General features: G+C 32.4%; 18 protein-coding genes and 2 pseudogenes. 1 reads left to right on the top strand and 19 read right to left on the bottom strand.

Features of this window, described 5'->3' with window-relative positions:
* Nucleotides 1-137 precede the first annotated feature (137 nt).
* From D1003_RS00575 to D1003_RS00565, 3 genes and pseudogenes are all read right to left on the bottom strand, one after another.
* Nucleotides 138-502: pseudogene (locus D1003_RS00575) on the bottom strand (DNA-binding protein).
* A 564-nt stretch (nucleotides 503-1,066) separates the two neighbouring features.
* Entirely contained in the window at nucleotides 1,067-1,894 is an 828-nt protein-coding gene (locus tag D1003_RS00570; RefSeq protein WP_153935304.1) for a carboxypeptidase-like regulatory domain-containing protein, read from the bottom strand.
* Between the two features lie 163 nt (nucleotides 1,895-2,057).
* Nucleotides 2,058-2,549 (bottom strand): GNAT family N-acetyltransferase, encoded by a 492-nt coding sequence (locus D1003_RS00565; protein ID WP_153935303.1) that lies wholly within the window; start codon nucleotides 2,547-2,549, stop codon nucleotides 2,058-2,060.
* Nucleotides 2,550-2,664: 115 nt separating this feature from the next.
* On the opposite strand from D1003_RS00565, the gene D1003_RS00560 reads away from it, so the two are divergent.
* Entirely contained in the window at nucleotides 2,665-3,630 is a 966-nt protein-coding gene (locus D1003_RS00560) for an NAD-dependent epimerase/dehydratase family protein (RefSeq protein ID WP_153935302.1), read from the top strand.
* Between the two features lie 57 nt (nucleotides 3,631-3,687).
* Here the strand turns inward: D1003_RS00560 and D1003_RS00555 are convergent, their stop codons facing one another.
* The 16 genes and pseudogenes from D1003_RS00555 to D1003_RS00485 form a co-directional block, all read right to left on the bottom strand.
* Nucleotides 3,688-4,521, bottom strand: coding sequence for a hypothetical protein (locus D1003_RS00555; RefSeq protein WP_260393260.1), 834 nt, complete (start codon nucleotides 4,519-4,521; stop codon nucleotides 3,688-3,690).
* An 80-nt stretch (nucleotides 4,522-4,601) separates the two neighbouring features.
* A complete protein-coding gene (locus tag D1003_RS11140; RefSeq protein ID WP_260393259.1) occupies nucleotides 4,602-4,811 on the bottom strand; it encodes a hypothetical protein in 210 nt (69 codons plus the stop codon).
* 116 nt (nucleotides 4,812-4,927) lie between these two features.
* The gene (locus D1003_RS00550) at nucleotides 4,928-5,743 is read right to left on the bottom strand and encodes a hypothetical protein (RefSeq protein ID WP_153935301.1); all 816 of its coding nucleotides are present in this window, start codon (nucleotides 5,741-5,743) and stop codon (nucleotides 4,928-4,930) included.
* A complete protein-coding gene (locus D1003_RS00545) occupies nucleotides 5,743-6,351 on the bottom strand; it encodes a hypothetical protein (protein ID WP_153935300.1) in 609 nt (202 codons plus the stop codon). The genes D1003_RS00550 and D1003_RS00545 overlap by 1 nt, the downstream gene beginning before the upstream one ends.
* 7 nt (nucleotides 6,352-6,358) lie before the next feature.
* On the bottom strand, nucleotides 6,359-7,462 hold the full coding sequence (locus D1003_RS00540) for a glycosyltransferase family 4 protein (RefSeq protein WP_153935299.1): 1,104 nt from the start codon (nucleotides 7,460-7,462) through the stop codon (nucleotides 6,359-6,361).
* On the bottom strand, nucleotides 7,462-7,833 hold the full coding sequence (locus tag D1003_RS00535) for a hypothetical protein (protein ID WP_153935298.1): 372 nt from the start codon (nucleotides 7,831-7,833) through the stop codon (nucleotides 7,462-7,464). Before D1003_RS00535 ends, D1003_RS00540 begins: the two co-directional genes overlap by 1 nt.
* On the bottom strand, nucleotides 7,834-8,754 hold the full coding sequence (locus D1003_RS00530) for a hypothetical protein (protein WP_153935297.1): 921 nt from the start codon (nucleotides 8,752-8,754) through the stop codon (nucleotides 7,834-7,836).
* Between the two features lie 3 nt (nucleotides 8,755-8,757).
* Nucleotides 8,758-9,903, bottom strand: a complete 1,146-nt coding sequence (locus D1003_RS00525; protein WP_153935296.1) for a glycosyltransferase family 4 protein — start codon at nucleotides 9,901-9,903, stop codon at nucleotides 8,758-8,760.
* Between the two features lie 11 nt (nucleotides 9,904-9,914).
* Nucleotides 9,915-10,469, bottom strand: coding sequence for a LemA family protein (locus D1003_RS00520; RefSeq protein ID WP_153935295.1), 555 nt, complete (start codon nucleotides 10,467-10,469; stop codon nucleotides 9,915-9,917).
* Nucleotides 10,470-10,725: 256 nt separating this feature from the next.
* Nucleotides 10,726-12,354 carry a chaperonin GroEL gene (gene groL, locus D1003_RS00515; RefSeq protein ID WP_153935294.1) on the bottom strand — a complete coding sequence of 543 codons (1,629 nt, stop codon included), beginning with the start codon at nucleotides 12,352-12,354 and terminating at the stop codon, nucleotides 10,726-10,728.
* Between the two features lie 77 nt (nucleotides 12,355-12,431).
* Nucleotides 12,432-12,710, bottom strand: a complete 279-nt coding sequence (gene groES / locus D1003_RS00510; RefSeq protein WP_153935293.1) for a co-chaperone GroES — start codon at nucleotides 12,708-12,710, stop codon at nucleotides 12,432-12,434.
* 241 nt (nucleotides 12,711-12,951) lie between these two features.
* Nucleotides 12,952-13,365 carry an META domain-containing protein gene (locus D1003_RS00505; protein ID WP_153935292.1) on the bottom strand — a complete coding sequence of 138 codons (414 nt, stop codon included), beginning with the start codon at nucleotides 13,363-13,365 and terminating at the stop codon, nucleotides 12,952-12,954.
* Between the two features lie 15 nt (nucleotides 13,366-13,380).
* Nucleotides 13,381-15,780 carry a phenylalanine--tRNA ligase subunit beta gene (pheT, locus tag D1003_RS00500; RefSeq protein WP_153935291.1) on the bottom strand — a complete coding sequence of 800 codons (2,400 nt, stop codon included), beginning with the start codon at nucleotides 15,778-15,780 and terminating at the stop codon, nucleotides 13,381-13,383.
* A 138-nt stretch (nucleotides 15,781-15,918) separates the two neighbouring features.
* A complete protein-coding gene (gene dnaN / locus D1003_RS00495) occupies nucleotides 15,919-17,049 on the bottom strand; it encodes a DNA polymerase III subunit beta (protein ID WP_153935290.1) in 1,131 nt (376 codons plus the stop codon).
* Between the two features lie 157 nt (nucleotides 17,050-17,206).
* Entirely contained in the window at nucleotides 17,207-17,419 is a 213-nt protein-coding gene (locus D1003_RS00490; protein ID WP_153935289.1) for a hypothetical protein, read from the bottom strand.
* A 159-nt stretch (nucleotides 17,420-17,578) separates the two neighbouring features.
* A pseudogene (locus tag D1003_RS00485) lies at nucleotides 17,579-18,342 on the bottom strand (ATP-dependent helicase); the annotation flags it as partial.

The following is an 18,342-nucleotide window of genomic DNA, read 5'->3' as shown; positions in this document are numbered from 1 at the left end:
TTAATTTTAAAATTGTTAATGATTTTGTTTATTTTTTTTCTTTGTCATTCTTTGGGTTAAAAATTCCCTAGCGTGGCGTTTGGATTTTCCTAACTAGGGAATTAAGATTTCCTAGCTAGGAAATTTTTTGCGGGTAGCTAGGCTTTTTCAAATTTCAGCGTTTGCAGCATCTTTTAAGGTCAGAACCTAGGGTAAACAATACCTTTGCCGACTTTACTGCTGCCGAAGTTACTTCCTCCTCTTTGGCTTTGCCCTCGATGCTAACGAGTTCGCCTAGTCTTACAATTTGTCCGTCTGAAAGTGAATTTTGCATTACATTTACAAGTGCATAAAGCACCGCTCTGATGTCGGCTCCACTTACGGTAGAAATCTTCTCAATGTCTTTGGTAAGACCTTCTAGAGTTTTCTCTCCTTGATACACAGGCGATGCATAGAACTTTTTGCCGCCTCCGCCCGCCACTCCTAGCTGGGCTTTCTGAATGGTTTTGTACTTAATTGACATAATCTATAATATTTAAAGGGTTTAAGGTTCAATGTTTAAGGTTTAAAGTTCTAGGTTCGTAGTTCAATAGCTCTTTGGATTCCTTGAATATTTGAACTTTAAACCTTGAACTCATAAGAAAACGCCTTTCCCCTCTAAACACACACAAAACGAGAGGAAAGTCTAAGGCAGAAAGAAAGAAAAGCTCTCTTTCTGAATACTAAAAGCACCCAACAAGAACGACCAAGTTTGTAATACAAAACAATGGTGCTTTTAGTAAATGTTGATGAAAGCTAAAAATAGAATAGTATAAACACAAAAAAAACCAATAAAAATTGGCGGAATAATATTTTGGTTTAACGATAAAAGTCTAAAGAATTTTCTAGATAATACGACACATACCCACGAAACTATCTGTGTGTTTACAAAATTATTCGGAACAGCCAAATAATTTTGTAACTTTTTCAATGAAACTAAATTAATCAAAATAGTTGAATTGAAAAGCATATGCGGAATAAATGTTTGGCTTTCCAATTCAACACCTTAACACCACCTTTTGCAAATACTATGTTATCTACCGTTTTTTTACTTTTCAATTTTCACATCAATATTTAGTGCTGGTTGTGCAATAGTTTTTTTCAACCAAGGACCATAAAAATTGCGATAATAAACAGTCTTGAACATTGCTCCACTCAAATAAATCCATCCATCAAATCCATTCATTACTTGCACGGTCACAAAAAAATCCTGTTTGTTAATCCAAACATTTTTATCACTGACATCAAAAGAAAATGTTCCGTCTTTTATTTTATCTTCTGTTAATTCAACAGTTAGATTTTCGTTTAATAATGATTTGTCTGGAAATCCGTCTTTTTTTGAATAAACATTAAAGCTCATCAAAAGTGGTTTGTCAGTTTTCAAATTCACGATATTTAGATTGATTTTTTGTAGTTTCACTTTTTTGTTATTATTGAAAGCTAAGCCAAATTCTTTTGATTTATCTTCTTTGCTTCTTGCTGGATTAAAGCCAAATTGAATTTTTTTAGTTTTTGCATTCGTTCCCCAATTTTTTTCATAATATTTTTTTGGATTCAAAAACACTTCCTGAATTCCCACAACCTTTTCATTTAGAAAAACTGTATGATCTCCATTTATGAATTTTTGTATTGATTGTGAGAAGTTTACAAAACCACCTATTTGAACAGTCAAATTTTTATTACGATCAACATTTGTCAAATCAATTGAGTAATTACCATTTTCATCTGCAATTGTACCAAAATTTTCATTTTCAATTCCAATTCTTGCGAAAGGAATTGGTTCATTATTTTCTTTTGAAATAATTTTTCCACTGATTGTTTGTGCTGTAAAAATTCCGTAAAATAATGACACTAAAATTCCAAAAATTTGTTTCATTGATGTATTTTTTAAAATGGTAGATAACGTTGTATGTTATTGATAATGTGTTGCATAAAACTGGGACAAATGTAGGTTCTTTTTTTTAAATATACAAACTTTGGGGGCTAGACTTACATTTCTTTCTTCTTGATATATCTAAAATGTACTACAACTTATAGAGTTATTTTACACTTATTTTCATAATATAATCGTCCATCACAAAGCCCTCACCTACTTCTAGCACCACTTCCTGCTCTACCTCAAACCCTTGGCTTTTATAGAAATTAAACGATGAATTTTTCTTATTAACATTTAGTATGATAGACTTATCCTTATGGCTTTTCACTTCTCTTTTTAAAAAGTCTATTGCCTCCTTTCCCAATCCTTTCCCTTTAGCCTCTGCTAAAAGATAAAGCCTATGTAATTTGGTGATTTGAGGTTCGTAGCCTATTTCAAACCCCATAAATCCTACCTCTACGCCACCGTTCAACATCAGATAATAATGATAGTTAGGGTTATCAAAATGTTGGTTTAGCTCCTCATCGGAGTACATCATACCCAACATATAATCTATCTGCTCTTGCGAGATAATTCCTATATAATGGCTATTCCACGACTGCCTTGCAAGACTTTGTATCAATGGTATATCCTCTCTTTGGGCTTTTCTAATCATTTTATCACTTTAAATTGAATACAAATCTAATCATTAAATTAAAATTTCTAACCAAAAACATTTCCAAAAAATAGGCGTATTTAGTACCTTTGTAAAAACGAAATCGGAACAAACTATGGAAAGTAAAAATGAAAAAATACTCATCACAGGAGCTTTAGGGCAAATCGGTACCGAACTTACAGCAAAACTAGTAGAAATCTACGGTAAAGATAATGTTATTGCTTCTGGGATTGATAAATGGAGAGAAGGCATTACTACTGCTGGACACTACGAGAGAATAGATGTAACCAACTTTAAACTATTGGAAGATTTTATTAAAGAAAATAAAATCACTACGGTTTATCACTTAGCTTCTCTTTTGTCTGGAACTTCGGAGAAACAACCACTTTTTGCTTGGAAACTCAATCTAGAACCACTACTTCACCTCTGCGAATTAGCACGAGAAGGCTATTTAAAAAAGATATTTTGGCCGAGTTCCATCGCTGTATTTGGTAAAGGTATCCCAAAGCACAATGTTGGGCAAGATGTGGTGCTTAACCCTACTACCGTGTATGGTATTTCTAAAATGGCTGGAGAAAAATGGTGCGAATACTACCACGATAAATATGGTGTAGATGTGCGTAGTATAAGATATCCTGGACTTATTTCTTGGAAAGCTCCTGCAGGCGGAGGCACTACCGATTATGCCGTGGAAATCTTCTACGAAGCGGTAGAAAAAGGCGAGTACCAATGCTTTATTTCAGAAAACACGGCTATGCCTATGCTCTATATGGACGATGCTATAAACGCTACCATAAAACTAATGCAAGAACCTGCAGAAAACATCAGTGTTTGGGGTTCTTACAATTTAGGAGGTATGTCTTTTACACCCGCAGAACTTGCAAATGAAATTAAAAAAGTAATGCCTGATTTCAAAATCTCTTACCAACCCGATTTCAGACAAAGCATCGCCGACTCTTGGCCTGCTTCTATAGATGATAGTAAAGCCAAAGAAGATTGGGGACTTTCTTATGAGTTTGACATCAAGATGATGACCGAAGAAATGATAAAAAATCTGAAAGTTAAGCTAGGGAAAAGCTAGTTATCTCTCTTTTAAATTATATATTAGGACTAGCTTAATTTTAGGTTAGTCCTTTTTTTATTCATAATATTCTATCTTTCTTACCCACTTATACAAAGCTATTCCATTAACTGTTTTGGTAATTTCAGTCCAATTATTTTTATCATCAAATACATAATCAAAAGAAATATCATACTTATTTTCTCCAGCGATAAGATTTAAATGGACAATCTTATCATTTTGTAATTTGTAACTTCCTATCCTAGAGGATTTATTTTTAGATTTACTACAACAATAATGGATAGATATCTGATGCTGTTCATCATATGAAAAATGTTCATAGTATTTTACTCCACTATTATATTTTTTTTCAACTCTAATTAAATTACCTTTCTGATAGTAATATTTAGTTTGTTCATACAAATTTGGGAATTTGTACTTTGTATCATTTTCAAACAATTCAAATTTTTGGTTTTTAACAAGTCTTTTTTCAGAATCGTAGTGATTCACTATATCTTTATAAATACTTGGAGGAATACCATATATACCATAACTCCAAGCTCCATATTGGTATTGTTTCCAAGAATATGGATTTTTATAAACTCTATATTTCAGCAATCCATTATCATCATATACATAATTATACTCACTTACAGCTTCATCACCGTGAAATATCTTCTGAACCTTTAATTTACCATTTTCAGTTTTTTCATAACTATGATGAGCGTAATTAGTCCTCAGATTTTTCTTGATAATATTTACTTCGTTATCATTCAGATAATCATAATGAGTTTCAAGAATAGTAGATCGGACAGAGTCCAATTTTCCGATGATTCTATTTTTAGAATCGTAGTTTCTTTGATAAGAAGCAATACAAGTGTCTTTTTTATCAAACCAAGTTTCTTTAATCATATTACCACGATTATCAAAAACCTTTTTATAGTTTAAATAATGACAAAAATCATAGGTATACCATACCTTTCTAAAGCTTTCTAAGGTCTCTTTAGCTCCTCTAAATCCTGTGGTCCATAATCATCTTCGTAATCTAAAAACTGTGGAGTTGTAATTTCTGTTAAAAATATTACTTTTTCTCTTAAGGTCTTAACCTTACCATAGAGTGTATCTTTAGGCAAATGTTGTTGAGATTTTCCTACAACAAAAGCCAAAACTGAAACCATATAAATAAGCTTTCTAATTCTCATATTACACAATAATTAACTTAAAACGTATATCATTTCTAGCCAACCTACGACAAAATTTATTATTAACAAATAAGAGTAACGGATAATTTAAATTTTCAAGTATTATATTTATATAATTAGATAGTACACTTATTTAAGAGTTTTTTCCTTAGAAACTGATTATCATACTCCCTTGGAAAAGGAATGAAGACTGTTTTGTTATGAAATTTTTTTAGCATCTTTACAGCATTATATCCTGTACCCGAAAAAATTTTATTTGCTTTCTCTAGCATTCCTAAAGGAGGTTGCTGCATCTTGAACACTACTGAATCATTCGCCAATAAATTATCTTCTAATATTGTGGTAAAAATGACAATTTGTTCTGATGTATACATTCTTGCCATTTGATACAAGTATTTTACTTCCTGTAGTGGCTGACTATGTATAATAACAGAATATGAAGACTTAGGAACATTAAGGCTCGTTTGTTTTGAATTCTGGTATTTAATTTCTATCTCAGTGGTAGTTTCGCAACTATAATTTTCTATATCAATACCAGATTCAGTTAAAAAAACTTCATTATAAATGTGATTAGAAGGATATTTTTTAAAATATTCATTTGAAAGTATTCTTGCTAATAATACTTTTTTCCCTTTAAACAAAGATAAACAATCACCTAATTCACCAAAAAAACCTTCAGGAAATACATCTACAATTACTTCAGAAATAGGAAAACAATATAGAATTTTTTTAAACTCAATCTCAAATTGTAATGCATTACAAAAAGTACTTCTTGGTAACTTTATCACCGTCCAGTCCTTTTCCCAAAAATATCCAAATTGAGATTGTGTAACTATAATACAGTCTTTAACTGGAATACTCTGTTGGTTAATAAAATCGGACACCCTTTTCAGGTGTCCAAGTCCAGTTCCATAAGCATAAATAAGGTACATTATTTAGTTCTACAAAAATATTCTAAAATTATAAAAAGACGTTGCTCCATAGGTATTTCCTCAATACCAAGAACTCCCAACACATACTGATTATTTGTAGGACTTATGATATAAGATTCTTTCCCATTTACATTTACTTTTCCGTCTTTTATAGTAATAGTAGCTATTTTATGCTCATTTTTAATGATTTCTATACTCCCATTTCTGTTTTTTATTTCGAATGGATTAGTACTTTCTTCATTATCCGAAATTTTTATTTTATCAGGATATATTTTTACCTTCCACAAGAGCTTAGATTCAGTATTTCTCAACTTAAAACCATCATCCTTTAGTTTTACCTCATAGGTAAAAGCTCCATTGCTATAGTATTTTTTCTTATCTCCTTTCGATTTGGACTCGTAAATTTTATCCGCAATTTGGATTTTTGAGTCCTCCAAATTAAACGCTCCTATAGGCTTTCCAGAAAAATCTTTAATTTGTATTGATGCATCTATTACTTTAGCTGAAGAGCTTGTAATTTCTGATGTATTTTTAGACTGAGTAGCCTCCTTATTACAAGAAACTATTACAAACAATACCGTAAAAAGGGTTAAAAAAATGTTTTTCATGATAATTCTATTTTAAGTGTTTTATATAGTTATTGATTTCGTCTTCTTCTCTATACAAATTTTTAATTTTTTCATGTAGATTCTTCTGAACAGCTTCTATCTCACCTGACATAACAAGTTCTTCGTAGCGAAAAAGAGCATCAACGAAGCTATTCTTTACTAAAGGATTAAATAAAATTCCAGAGATAGAATCTTCAATAATATCTGGAATACCTCCGATATTTGATGCTATAACTAATTTTCCACATGCTGCTGCTTCCAATAAAACATTAGGCATTCCATCATAAAATGAAGGAATACAAATAATATCAGAAGAGTGATATAGCAGTTTCATTTCCATACTATTAACAAAAGGATAGCTCTTCACATCAAAGGATAGCTCAGATAGTTTATCCTCTATTTCTTTTGGAATATCCCCTACTAAACGAACTTCGTAATTATTCTTATTTTTGAAATTTTCAAAATTTTCAAGAAACTGTAGTGTCCCCTTTTTAGGTTTTAATTGTCCTGTAATAGTGATAATTTTCTTCCCTCCATTTGATGAAAAGTTTTCTAGACTTTCCTTTTCTAAAGAATGTAGTTCCCACTCATCCACATTAATACCATTTGGCGTATAACAAACTTCTACTTTAGGGAAAATTTTTTCTATTTTTCTACATTTTTCCTGCGTTACTGAAAAAATCTTCGCAGAGTTTTCAAGTGCATAAAATAGAACATTTCGTCTCTTAGAAAAGATAAACTCATCAAAATCATTTCCTCTGATACAAGTGTAAAGTGGCTTTTCAAAATACTGAGCAACTATTGGCGACCACATTAGCGGTAGATAACCACCAAATGCCATTACAATATCAAAAGAAAACTTTAATATATGACTTTCAAGAAAAGTTTGAGCTAAATTTAATGTATATTCTTCGGAAGGATATATTGCTATAGATGCATAGTTTCCGTTAATCTCTGTTCTTATCTCAAAATTATATTTCCTATTAATAAAATGTAATACATGAACTGTAACTCCGCTCTTGCGAAGATTTCTCACTATTCTTTTACAAGAATTAGCCATTCCTCCTTTAGAAGGAATATAATTTTGAGTAATAAGTAGAACTTTCTTCATTAACTCTCAAATGACGATGAACTATTTGTAGAATCATTAGAGCCTGCAAATATTACTGTATCAAAAAGACTATCATATTGATCTGCCATAGCAACTAAATAAGGATACTCTTCATGAAACCGAGTGTTCATTTTTTTTCGCCAAATAGCACGATCAGAGGAGTAAAGCTCTATTTGTGAGGTTATCCTAGGGTCTAATACGGCCTTGCAAGTAAGGCAAAGTTCATTTAAAGCTGAGCTTAATTTATGTTGAAAAACATGGTTTTTACAGACCTTTTTTCCACAATTACTACAAGTACACACCGCATCATTTGTACAAGTATCTACCAAAAAAAGACCTATTTTTTCTTGACAAGTTATATCTTTTTCCATTTAATTTGTATTTCTTAAGGTAAAACATCCATAACAAATATTCAGTAAATTCATTACCTCTAACGTAAAGTAATCTACTGAAAACAAATGAATAGAGTTATACATATATGGTGAATAGTCCTCAGGCTTTTCTTCTCTAATATCAAATTTCCTTTTAGCTTTCAAATAGTAAAAATTATCATCTTCTTCTATTTTTAAATCATAAGAGTCCACATCAGGCTTTAAGATATAGAGTGATTTAGGTATTTTCATTTTCAAAATAAAAGGATAAGTCGTTTTATATTTATTCTTCACTTTTCTCTTTCCGCTTATTCCTCTTTTATTTATAACACGATTTCTCAGAACTTCTATAAAACTAAAGTTAGCTTCTGCTCCATCTTTTAATTGACAAGTGCCGTTACAAATCTCTCTTTCATAAAACTTCTCTACTCCAGATATAAAACCTTGAGTTTTAAAATTAGCATCGTTAGAACTTTTAAAAAATTCTGAAGACATAGTCTTCTTTACATTTGCTCTTAGAGAAATAACTCCTGTTTCTGGCATTTCTTCTTCCATTAAAGTAAAAAGTGCAGTAAAATAGCTGGCAAAAAAATCGTATCCATCAGCATATTTTTTATTAAAGTTTCTTCTGTAGATATAATTCAAAATACTCCCTAAAACAAGTAGGACAAATAATGCTAAGATAAAAATTTTAGGAACAAGGATAGTTGTTAAAATAAATATTCCTAATAGAATTACCCACATAATTGCGGTCTTTTTCTTTCTTGCCTTAAGAGCCTCTTCTCTTTGTAGTACACAAAGCCTGAAAAAACGTATCCATTTAATTGGTGTTTTTTTTGAGCTAAACCCTCTCAAAAGATGAGCCTGCTCTATTGGAGCCATATTTTCTGAGGATAGAAGAATATTTGAATTTTCTAACATTTTTTATGATAATAGATTTCTATATACTTTTTTTAATTCTTCATTATGATGCTTCCAAGTGAAGTTATTTTGATAACGCTCATATGCATACAGTGCCTTTTCTTTAGCCAAATTTTGATTATCTAATACGAAACGAATACATCTACTTAAATCCATCTCATCTTCAGGCCAAAAGTAGTAAGCATAATCTCCCATCAATTCTTTAACCACAGGTACTTCTGACGAAATAAGAGGCGTTTTACAAGCCATAGTTTCTAGAACTTTTATCGGACAACATCCTTGGGTAATATTTCTAAGTCCAAATTTCAAAGGAGAAACTGAGGCTTTTGCACCTCTCACAATATGATGTAATGTAGCTTTATCTAGCTCATTATAAAATACCAATCGTTCAGAAACACCTATATTTTCTGCTAATTTTATAAAATTCTTATTGGCTTTTTCTTTAACTGATGAGCAAATAACCAGCGAAAAATCTTCATAATCTCTTAAATAATGTAGAGATTTTATTAGTACATCTAAGCCTTGCCAAGGTTGTAATGCTCCAAAATACAAAATATAATTTTTTGGAAGAGATATATTAAATTGAGGCAAACCTTCAGCAACATCACCACCGTTGGGAATTACTGTGATTTTATTTTCAGGAATACTAAACTCTTCTATAAGATAATTTTTAGTAATATTAGAAGGTGTTACTATATGTTGACAGCTTTGTAGACAAAGAGCTTCTAACCTTCTAATTTCCTCTAAGAGTTTGGGAGTGAGCAGAGGGTATTTTTCAGGAAGCTCTATGGAAGTAAGAGCATTAACTTCAAAAATAGTTTTTAGTTTTGGACGATTTATCATTCCCAAACCTGACCAAATATCCCGAAACTGTGCCACTCCTTCCGCAGCTACAGTTTCCATACAAGCAAATATCTTCTCCGAAAAAAGAGTTGCTTTTCTTAAGTAATTTCCTGTACTATCATCAAAATAAAACGGATGTACTTTTACATTTTCTGGTAAACAACTATGTTCTCCTCCTGAAAGACAAAACAAATCTACTTGTTTGGAAACTTCTGAAAGAGCAATACATGTATTCTGAATATGAGTAGATGCTCCCTTGCTTGTAGGAAAGGCATCAAAACAAGCATAGAAAACTTTTTCACTCATATCTTATTTTATTAAAAGCTAACTTTTACAGACTCACGCTCTACCTTATTCTCAATTTCAAAAAACTCGGATTTGCTAAACTTAAACATATTAGCAATGATATTAGACGGAAAAGATTCTACGGCAATATTGTTCTCCTTTACCATACCATTATAGTATCTTCTTGCCATTTCTATATCATCTTCCATACTATTGAGATCCTGCTGTAGTGCAATAAAATTAGTATTAGCCTCTAAATCTGGGTAATTCTCTGCAACAGCAAAAAGATTCATCATAGCATTCTGCATTGTTTTTTCTGCTTTGATTTGTTCTGTTGGAGAACTAGCAGATGTAGATAGTTGACGAGCCTCAATTACTTTTTGGAGTGTACTACTTTCATGTAAAGCGTAACCTTTTACAGTTTCTACAAGGTTGGGAATAAGGTCATTTCTCTTTTTTAAGAAAACATCTACAGAACTCCACGCCTCCTGCACATTAGCTCTTTTTCTTACAAGTCCATTATAAATAGAGATAACTACAAAAACCACTAATACTACTACCACTAAAATCACTAATAATACTGTCATAATATACTGTTATTTAAACATACTCCACAAATCTAAACATAATTTTTCAAAAAAAAATTATTTAATACATATAATTTTAATACTAATGTAGTTATTTTCATACAACATACTATAAAAATATATTGATAATATTCTTCTAAAAATAGAATTATTGATATTTTTTAATTATCGTAATTTATGAATTAATAACTATTGTAAAAAAGAAAAACCGCCTAAAAAAGCGGTTTTTTTTATTTTAGTTAAATTGCAATGAAAATTACATCATACCTGGCATTCCACCTCCCATTGGTGGCATTGCAGATTCTTCTTTAGGTAATTCTGTAATTACACACTCCGTAGTTAATAGCATACCAGCCACAGAAGCTGCATTTTCTAATGCTACTCTAGTCACTTTGGTAGGGTCTATAATCCCTGCTTCTAGCATATTAACATACTCATCTGTTTTAGCATTATATCCAAAGTCTCCTTTACCTTCTGAAACTTTAGCTACCACTACAGAACCTTCACCACCTGCATTAGCTACAATTTGTCTCAATGGCTCTTCTATAGCTCTTTTAACTATTTTAATACCAGTGTTTTCATCTTGGTTAACACCGTTAAGGTTCTCAAGAGAAGCAATGCTTCTTACTAAAGCTACACCTCCACCAGCTACGATACCTTCTTCTACTGCCGCTCTAGTAGCGTGTAATGCGTCATCTACTCTATCCTTCTTCTCCTTCATTTCTACTTCAGAAGCTGCACCTACATAAAGAACTGCTACACCACCAGCTAATTTAGCCAGTCTTTCCTGTAATTTTTCTCTATCGTAGTCAGAAGTAGTGCTTTCCATTTGAGCTTTGATTTGATTTACTCTAGCTTTAATTTGAGCTTCATCTCCAGCACCATTCACTACTGTAGTATTATCTTTATCTATAACCACTTTCTCTGCTCTACCTAGCATATCAATAGTTACATTATCCATAGTAAAGCCTCTTTCTTCAGAAACTACTTGTCCACCTGTTAAGATAGCAATATCTTCTAACATTGCCTTTCTTCTATCTCCAAATCCTGGAGCTTTTACTGCAGCGATTTTTAAAGAACCTCTTAGTTTGTTAACTACTAATGTTGCCAACGCCTCACCTTCTACCTCTTCCGAAATGATAAGTAAAGCTTTACCTTGCTGAGCTACTGGCTCTAAAACAGGCAATAATTCTTTCATTGAAGAAATTTTCTTCTCTACTAAAAGAATATACGGATTGTCTAACTCCGCTACCATTTTGTCTGGATTTGTAACGAAATAAGGTGACTGATAACCTCTGTCAAACTGCATACCTTCTACCACATCTACCGTAGTATCTGTACCTTTAGCCTCTTCCACAGTAATTACACCTTCTTTACCTACTTTACCAAAAGCTTCAGCGATAAGGCTACCTATTGCATCATCGTTATTTGCAGAAATAGAAGCTACTTGCTTGATTTTTTCAGAAGAATCTCCTACTGCTTGAGATTGAGATTTTAAGTTTTCTATTACAGTAGAAACTGCCTTATCAATCCCTCTTTTTAAATCCATAGGATTAGCTCCAGCAGCCACATTTTTAAGACCTTCTCTCACGATAGCTTGTGCTAATACAGTAGCTGTAGTGGTACCATCTCCCGCCAAATCGTTGGTTTTAGAAGCTACCTCTTTTACCATTTGAGCTCCCATATTTTCTACTTTGTCCTCTAGCTCTATCTCTTTAGCTACAGAAACCCCATCTTTAGTTACATGTGGAGCACCGAAAGACTTTTCTATAACTACATTTCTACCCTTAGGTCCTAAAGTTACCTTAACTGCATTTGCTAATGCATCTACACCTCTTTTAAGTGCATCTCTTGACTCTATATCAAATTTAATATCTTTTGCCATTTTGTTTATTTAATTAAATTATTGTTATGAAAACACAGATTAAACCTATGTATTACTTTATTTTTATTGATTGATTTTTAACCTAAAATACCTAAAAGATCTCCTTCTCTTACGATAAGATAATCTTTACCATCAAGTTTAAGTTCTGTACCAGAATACTTGCCATAAAGCACTTTATCTCCTACTTTTACAGTCATAGGCTCATCTTTTTTCCCTTCACCTACAGCTACTACTACACCTTCTTGAGGTTTCTCTTTCGCTGTATCTGGGATAATAATTCCTGATGCCGTTTTAGTTTCAGCTGCTGCTGGTTCTACCAAAACTCTGTCTGATAACGGTTTAAAATTTACTGACATATCGTTTTAAATTTTTAATTGTTTAATTTTAACTTCTACCCTAAACACGAAAAAAATGCCAAACACCATACAGCAACAATCATAAGACATTTTGACACATAAAAATGACAAAGATTTATAAAATATGACAAGAATTAAAACAGTGGTGATAAACACAATCTGGTCTTCCCTTATCTATACAAAAAAACGGATTGAAATATCTTCTTTTCAATCCATTTTTGTATTATTTAATCAAAACAATCTACTTCTTACTGAACTTCATTAGTGGTAGTTGGTCTTTGTAAAGCGTAAGAATAGTGCCATCACTTTCGTATCTATTGGCTTTTTCCAACATTTTTAGAAAGTTTTGCTCCACCAACATATCCTTACAAGCCATTCTAGTAGAACCTACATTCTCTACCGAAAAAGCTCCCGTTTGTGCATCTATTTTAAGCTGTCCAAAATAATTGTTACACCCAGAATTTCCTGATACCTTTTCTGTTTCTACCGTTAAAGTAGGCACTTTGCTAGAGCCGAGCCTACTTTCCGCTAAAATCCATTCTGTTGATAATAGACTAACTTGATTCTTTTTACTCTTAGTTGTAGTTGTATTACCTACCGTAGCACAAGAAAACATCAGTAAACCTATACCTAATGTTAATATTATATTTTTCATAACTTTTATTTGTATTTACGAGCGTAGCTCTGCATTAAAATTTTTCTCAAAGAGTGTGATTAACCCTCCCATTATTTCTGAAATTTCTTTTTCTTCTAATGTTTTTTCTTCGTTAAGAAGTTCAAAACTCAAAGCGTAAGATTTCTTTCCCTCTGGCAAATTCTTACCTTCGTAAACATCAAACAAATTAACCGATTTAAGATACGGCGATGGCTTCTTCATTACCTCTTGATATAAATCTGAATAAGTGATGTTCTTATCTAAAAGTAACGCTAAATCTCTTCTTATCTTATTAAATTTAGGTATTTCTCTAAACTTAAAGTTACCTTTAGTTCTCAACTCTTGACAAGCCTCTACTTCTATCTCTGCATAAAAAGCCTCCTGCTCCATATCTGCTGATTTAAGATATTCTAGTGCTACCTTACCTAGCCTTGCTAATACCTTACCTTCAGAAACAAATTCTAAACCATCACTGAAACGAGCATCTTGCAAAGGTTTCTCCTGAATAGTAATTCCTAAAACTTCTAACACTAATCTAACATAAGACTTTAAATGATAGAAATCTGTACTAGATTTAGGCACAAGCCAATTTTCAGATTGATGTCTACCAGAAATTAGCATTGCCAACTGCTTTCTTTCTTTATAAGTTTCAAATTTATGATAGATTTTACCTAACTCAAAAAACTTAACATCTGTATTTTTACGGTTAATATTATAGACTGTATTTTGTAATAAACCTTCTAATAAAGAGGTTCTCATAAATGCCAAGTCATTACTCAATGGGTTAAGTAATTTAACCGCATTGGTTTCATCTTTTACCGTAGTAAGAGAGTTGTTCATCACTTCATTAAATCCATTAGATTGTAACAATCTAGCCCAAGTATTTTCTAAAGCATCTTGGTCTTCAAAACTCAATTTTACTGGTGAAAATGCAATCTTCTGAGGACTATCTATTTTGTTATATCCATAGATTCTAAGCACTTCTTCTATCACATCTATCTCTCTAGTAACATCTGCCCTATAAGTCGGTACAGAAAGCTCTAGACCGTCTGGAATTTCGTTAAGAATTTCTATTTCAAGTGATTTCAATATTTTCTTTACAGTTTCACGGTGGATTTTAACTCCAAGAATTTGGTCTAACTTAGAATATCTAAATAGTACATAATGCGGATTTATTTTCTCAGGATATACCTCTATTAAATCCCCTACAAACTCCGCTTCTGCCACTTCTTTAAGAAGACTTATCGCCTTGGTAATGGCTACTCTAACCGCATTAACATCTACTCCTCTTTCAAAACGGAAAGATGCATCTGTATTTAAACCATGAGCTTTTGCCGCTTTTCTTACAGATACTGGATTGAAATAAGCACTTTCTAGGAAAACTTTTGTCGTTGAATCCGAAACGCCAGAATCTGCCCCACCAAATACCCCTGCGATACACATTGGTTTATCCGAAGCATCTTTTATCATAATTTCTGTACCGTTAAGCGTTCGCTCCACACCATCTAAAGTAGTAAATTTAGTTCCAGAATTACAAACACCTACGACTATTTTTTGTCTAGAAATTTTATCCGCATCAAATGCGTGTAGAGGTTGCCCCAAACCGTGTAAAATATAATTGGTAACATCTACCACATTATTGATAGGATTTAAACCTATGGCTTTAAGTTTATTTTTCAGCCACTCTGGAGAAGGCTTTACCTTAACATTATCCAAAACAGCTCCTATATATCTAGGGCAAAGCTCTGCATCTTCTACCTCTATAGAAAATCCGTGCTCACCTTCTGGCTGAAAAATATCAGACGATACCTTTTCAAACTCTGTATCTGTGATATTAGAAGCGTACAGAAAAGCATTCAAATCTCTAGCCACACCATAGTGAGACATCGCATCTGTTCTATTAGGCGTTAATCCTATTTCATAGACTTCATCTTTAGTAATTTCAAAATAATCTGCAAAAGGCTTTCCTACTTCGTGAGTTTCATCTAAAACCATAATTCCATCATGACTATTCCCTAACCCTAGTTCATCTTCAGCACATATCATTCCTTCGGATACTTCTCCTCTTATTTTAGCCTTTTTGATTTCAAAACTATTCCCTTCTTTATCATAAAGCGTTGTTCCTACTACCGCCACAGGCACCAATTGCCCAGCCTCTACATTAGGTGCTCCACATACAATTTCTAAAACTTGACCTCCTACATCTACGGTTGTTTTTTTGAGTTTATCTGCGTTGGGATGTTTTTCACAAGTTAAAACTTTACCTACCACAATACCCTCTAAACTTCCTTTTATACTCTCAAAAATTTCTATCCCCTCTACTTCTAGCCCTATATCTGTAAGGTAAGCTCCTATCTTCTCTGAACTCAAGTCGGTTTTGATATAGTTTTTTAACCAATTATTTGATATTTTCATTCTTTAATATGTGTTTGAAAATCTTTATTATTTTTAAAATATTGACTTAAATTTTCCTTAAAACAAAATTTGAGATTTGTGTTTCAAATCTCAAATTCTGAAAGTAATTTAATATATAATCACTTTATTTATTACTAATTACATTCCTATGACAGGCATAGAAAGCATTAAAATATGTTCGTTTTCATCTAACCCATCTATTGGCTCTAAAATACCTGGACGGTTAGGCTGAGACATTCTCATCAAGACATCATCAGAACTCAAAACTGATAACATTTCTGTTAAAAATTTAGAACTGAAGCCAATGTTGATGTCTTCTCCTTTATAATCGCAAGGAATCTGCATATCTGCTTTATTAGCAAACTCAGTATCCTCTGCATGTAAATGAAGAATATTACCTGATAGTTTAAATCTTACCTGATTGGTAGATTTATTAGACAAAATAGATGCTCTCCTAATAGAACTAAGTAACAAATTTCTGTTTACTGTAAGCAAATTAGGATTTTCTTGAGGAATTACCGCTGAGTAATTAGGATATTTACCGTCTATTAGACGACAAATCCAAGTATGATGACCAAAGGTAAATTTAGCCATATTCTCATTAAACTCAATAACGACCTCCTCCTCTGTATTAGCTAGAATATTTTTAAAAATACTCAATGGCTTTTTAGGCATAATGAACTCTATAGGCTCACTATTTTTAATGTCTTTTCTCTTATAAACTACTAATCTATGAGAATCTGTAGATACAAAATTAGCCTCATTTTCTCCAAACTGGAATAAAACCCCCGTCATTACAGGACGAAGCGTATCATTACTTGTAGCAAACAGAGTATTTACCAATGCTTCTGCTAACACCCCCGAAGGTATTGTAACACTTTGTGAAGCGTCAAACTCTGGTAATTCTGGATAATCCTCTGCATTGTCTAGAGCCACCTCATAATTATCTCTATCGTCTAGAATTTCTAGTAAAGCCCCCATTTCATTGGCAGACTCCTTTACTGTAAAAGTTAAAGGTTGCTCCCCAAAGGTCTTTATCAGTTCTTGAAAAGTCTTCGCAGGAACTGCTATTTTACCTTGATCTTCGGACATTACCTCCAAAGAAGTCACCAAAGTAGTTTCCCCATCAGATGAAGTAATCTTAAGATTTTGATTATCTAGTTCGAACAAATAGTTTTCTAGAATAGGGCGTGATTGTGAACTGGAAATCACACCACTTACCACTTGTAAAGCCTTTTGTAACTCGCTACTTGCTACGATAAATTTCATAAATAAAAATTATTTGGATACAAATATAAGTAATTGTAACAAAACAATAAAAAAAAGTAACCTTTTTTGAACTTTTAACCTTAAAAAGTTACTAACAAGCCCCGTCTCTGATTTAATGTTTAGGCTTTCATATCAATCTTTAGATAATAGAACTCAATTACTCATTGTTTCTACCTACCAGAATCCCCCAATTAGACCTAAAGCTAACAGTAGATTCTTTCAAAATTTGTTTTATTCTTTTAAATTCAAATGGAATACTTAAATCATCTCCTAAAATAGTTGCTTTGATTTCCTCTCCATTTTTCCAACATTCAATTCTTTTAGGAAAATCAATTGAATCATTTACGCAAACAAATCTATCGCTTTTCAATTCAGATATTTGGAATTTAGTCGGTTATTTTTCTTCACTAATTTTTACTATTAATCTGAGTTTGATTAATAATTTTGAGTAAAAATATTGCATAAAAAGAGAAATAGGTGTATATTTGATAGCTGTTTCTCATGATTAACCTTGATAGAATTACGGATATTTTTTGAACTGTTGCTGGTTTTTAGCAATCACCACATTAGCAGCATTTACAATATTCTGTGTAGAACGGTAGTTTTGCTCTAGTGAAACCGTTACGGCATCTGGATAATCTTTTTTAAAGTTCAGAATGTTATGAATATTAGCTCCTCTAAAAGAGTAAATAGATTGGGCATCATCTCCCACGACACAAATATTTTCAAATTTGGAGGCTAACGCCTTTACAATAAGATATTGAGAATGGTTGGTATCTTGATACTCATCTACTAGAATGTATCTAAATCTGTCTTGATATTTTGCAAGAACTTCAGGGAAACGCGTGAGGAGTTCGTTGGTTCTCAAAAGCAAGTCATCAAAATCCATTGCTCCGTTTTTAAAACAAACTTCCACATATTTCTGATAAATTTGCCCAATGAGTTTCATATTTGCTCGGGCATCGTTTTCCATAAGTTCAGGATTGTTATAGTAAGCCCTTACGGTGATGAGATTGTTTTTGTATTGAGAGATTCTGGCTTGTACTTTTTTAGGTTTGTATAAATCAGAGTCTATATTTAAGGTCTTTGATGACCTTCTTAAGTACATTAAGAGCATCTTGAGAGTCGTAAATGGTAAAGTTGGAAGGAAATCCTAAGTAATGAGCCTCGCTCCTCAATATTCTTGCAAAAACCGAGTGGAAAGTCCCCATCCATAGACTTTTAGCATCGCTTTCTCCGACCACTTTGGCAATTCTCTCTTTCATTTCTCTAGCGGCTTTGTTGGTAAAGGTA

It is taken from the genome of Riemerella anatipestifer (genome assembly GCF_009663465.1).
GTDB lineage: Bacteria > Bacteroidota > Bacteroidia > Flavobacteriales > Weeksellaceae > Riemerella > Riemerella anatipestifer_C.
This window is presented reverse-complemented; position numbering and strand designations above follow the sequence as displayed.

What these genes read in the sequence shown, in the direction of transcription:
- D1003_RS00570 (WP_153935304.1), bottom strand. Translation starts at nt 1,894, where the DNA reads ATGAAACAAATTTTTGGAATTTTAGTGTCATTATTTTACGGAATTTTT.
- D1003_RS00565 (WP_153935303.1), bottom strand. Translation starts at nt 2,549, where the DNA reads ATGATTAGAAAAGCCCAAAGAGAGGATATACCATTGATACAAAGTCTT.
- D1003_RS00560 (WP_153935302.1), top strand. Translation starts at nt 2,665, where the DNA reads ATGGAAAGTAAAAATGAAAAAATACTCATCACAGGAGCTTTAGGGCAA.
- D1003_RS00555 (WP_260393260.1), bottom strand. Translation starts at nt 4,521, where the DNA reads ATGATTAAAGAAACTTGGTTTGATAAAAAAGACACTTGTATTGCTTCT.
- D1003_RS11140 (WP_260393259.1), bottom strand. Translation starts at nt 4,811, where the DNA reads ATGAGAATTAGAAAGCTTATTTATATGGTTTCAGTTTTGGCTTTTGTT.
- D1003_RS00550 (WP_153935301.1), bottom strand. Translation starts at nt 5,743, where the DNA reads ATGTACCTTATTTATGCTTATGGAACTGGACTTGGACACCTGAAAAGG.
- D1003_RS00545 (WP_153935300.1), bottom strand. Translation starts at nt 6,351, where the DNA reads ATGAAAAACATTTTTTTAACCCTTTTTACGGTATTGTTTGTAATAGTT.
- D1003_RS00540 (WP_153935299.1), bottom strand. Translation starts at nt 7,462, where the DNA reads ATGAAGAAAGTTCTACTTATTACTCAAAATTATATTCCTTCTAAAGGA.
- D1003_RS00535 (WP_153935298.1), bottom strand. Translation starts at nt 7,833, where the DNA reads ATGGAAAAAGATATAACTTGTCAAGAAAAAATAGGTCTTTTTTTGGTA.
- D1003_RS00530 (WP_153935297.1), bottom strand. Translation starts at nt 8,754, where the DNA reads ATGTTAGAAAATTCAAATATTCTTCTATCCTCAGAAAATATGGCTCCA.
- D1003_RS00525 (WP_153935296.1), bottom strand. Translation starts at nt 9,903, where the DNA reads ATGAGTGAAAAAGTTTTCTATGCTTGTTTTGATGCCTTTCCTACAAGC.
- D1003_RS00520 (WP_153935295.1), bottom strand. Translation starts at nt 10,469, where the DNA reads ATGACAGTATTATTAGTGATTTTAGTGGTAGTAGTATTAGTGGTTTTT.
- groL (WP_153935294.1), bottom strand. Translation starts at nt 12,354, where the DNA reads ATGGCAAAAGATATTAAATTTGATATAGAGTCAAGAGATGCACTTAAA.
- groES (WP_153935293.1), bottom strand. Translation starts at nt 12,710, where the DNA reads ATGTCAGTAAATTTTAAACCGTTATCAGACAGAGTTTTGGTAGAACCA.
- D1003_RS00505 (WP_153935292.1), bottom strand. Translation starts at nt 13,365, where the DNA reads ATGAAAAATATAATATTAACATTAGGTATAGGTTTACTGATGTTTTCT.
- pheT (WP_153935291.1), bottom strand. Translation starts at nt 15,780, where the DNA reads ATGAAAATATCAAATAATTGGTTAAAAAACTATATCAAAACCGACTTG.
- dnaN (WP_153935290.1), bottom strand. Translation starts at nt 17,049, where the DNA reads ATGAAATTTATCGTAGCAAGTAGCGAGTTACAAAAGGCTTTACAAGTG.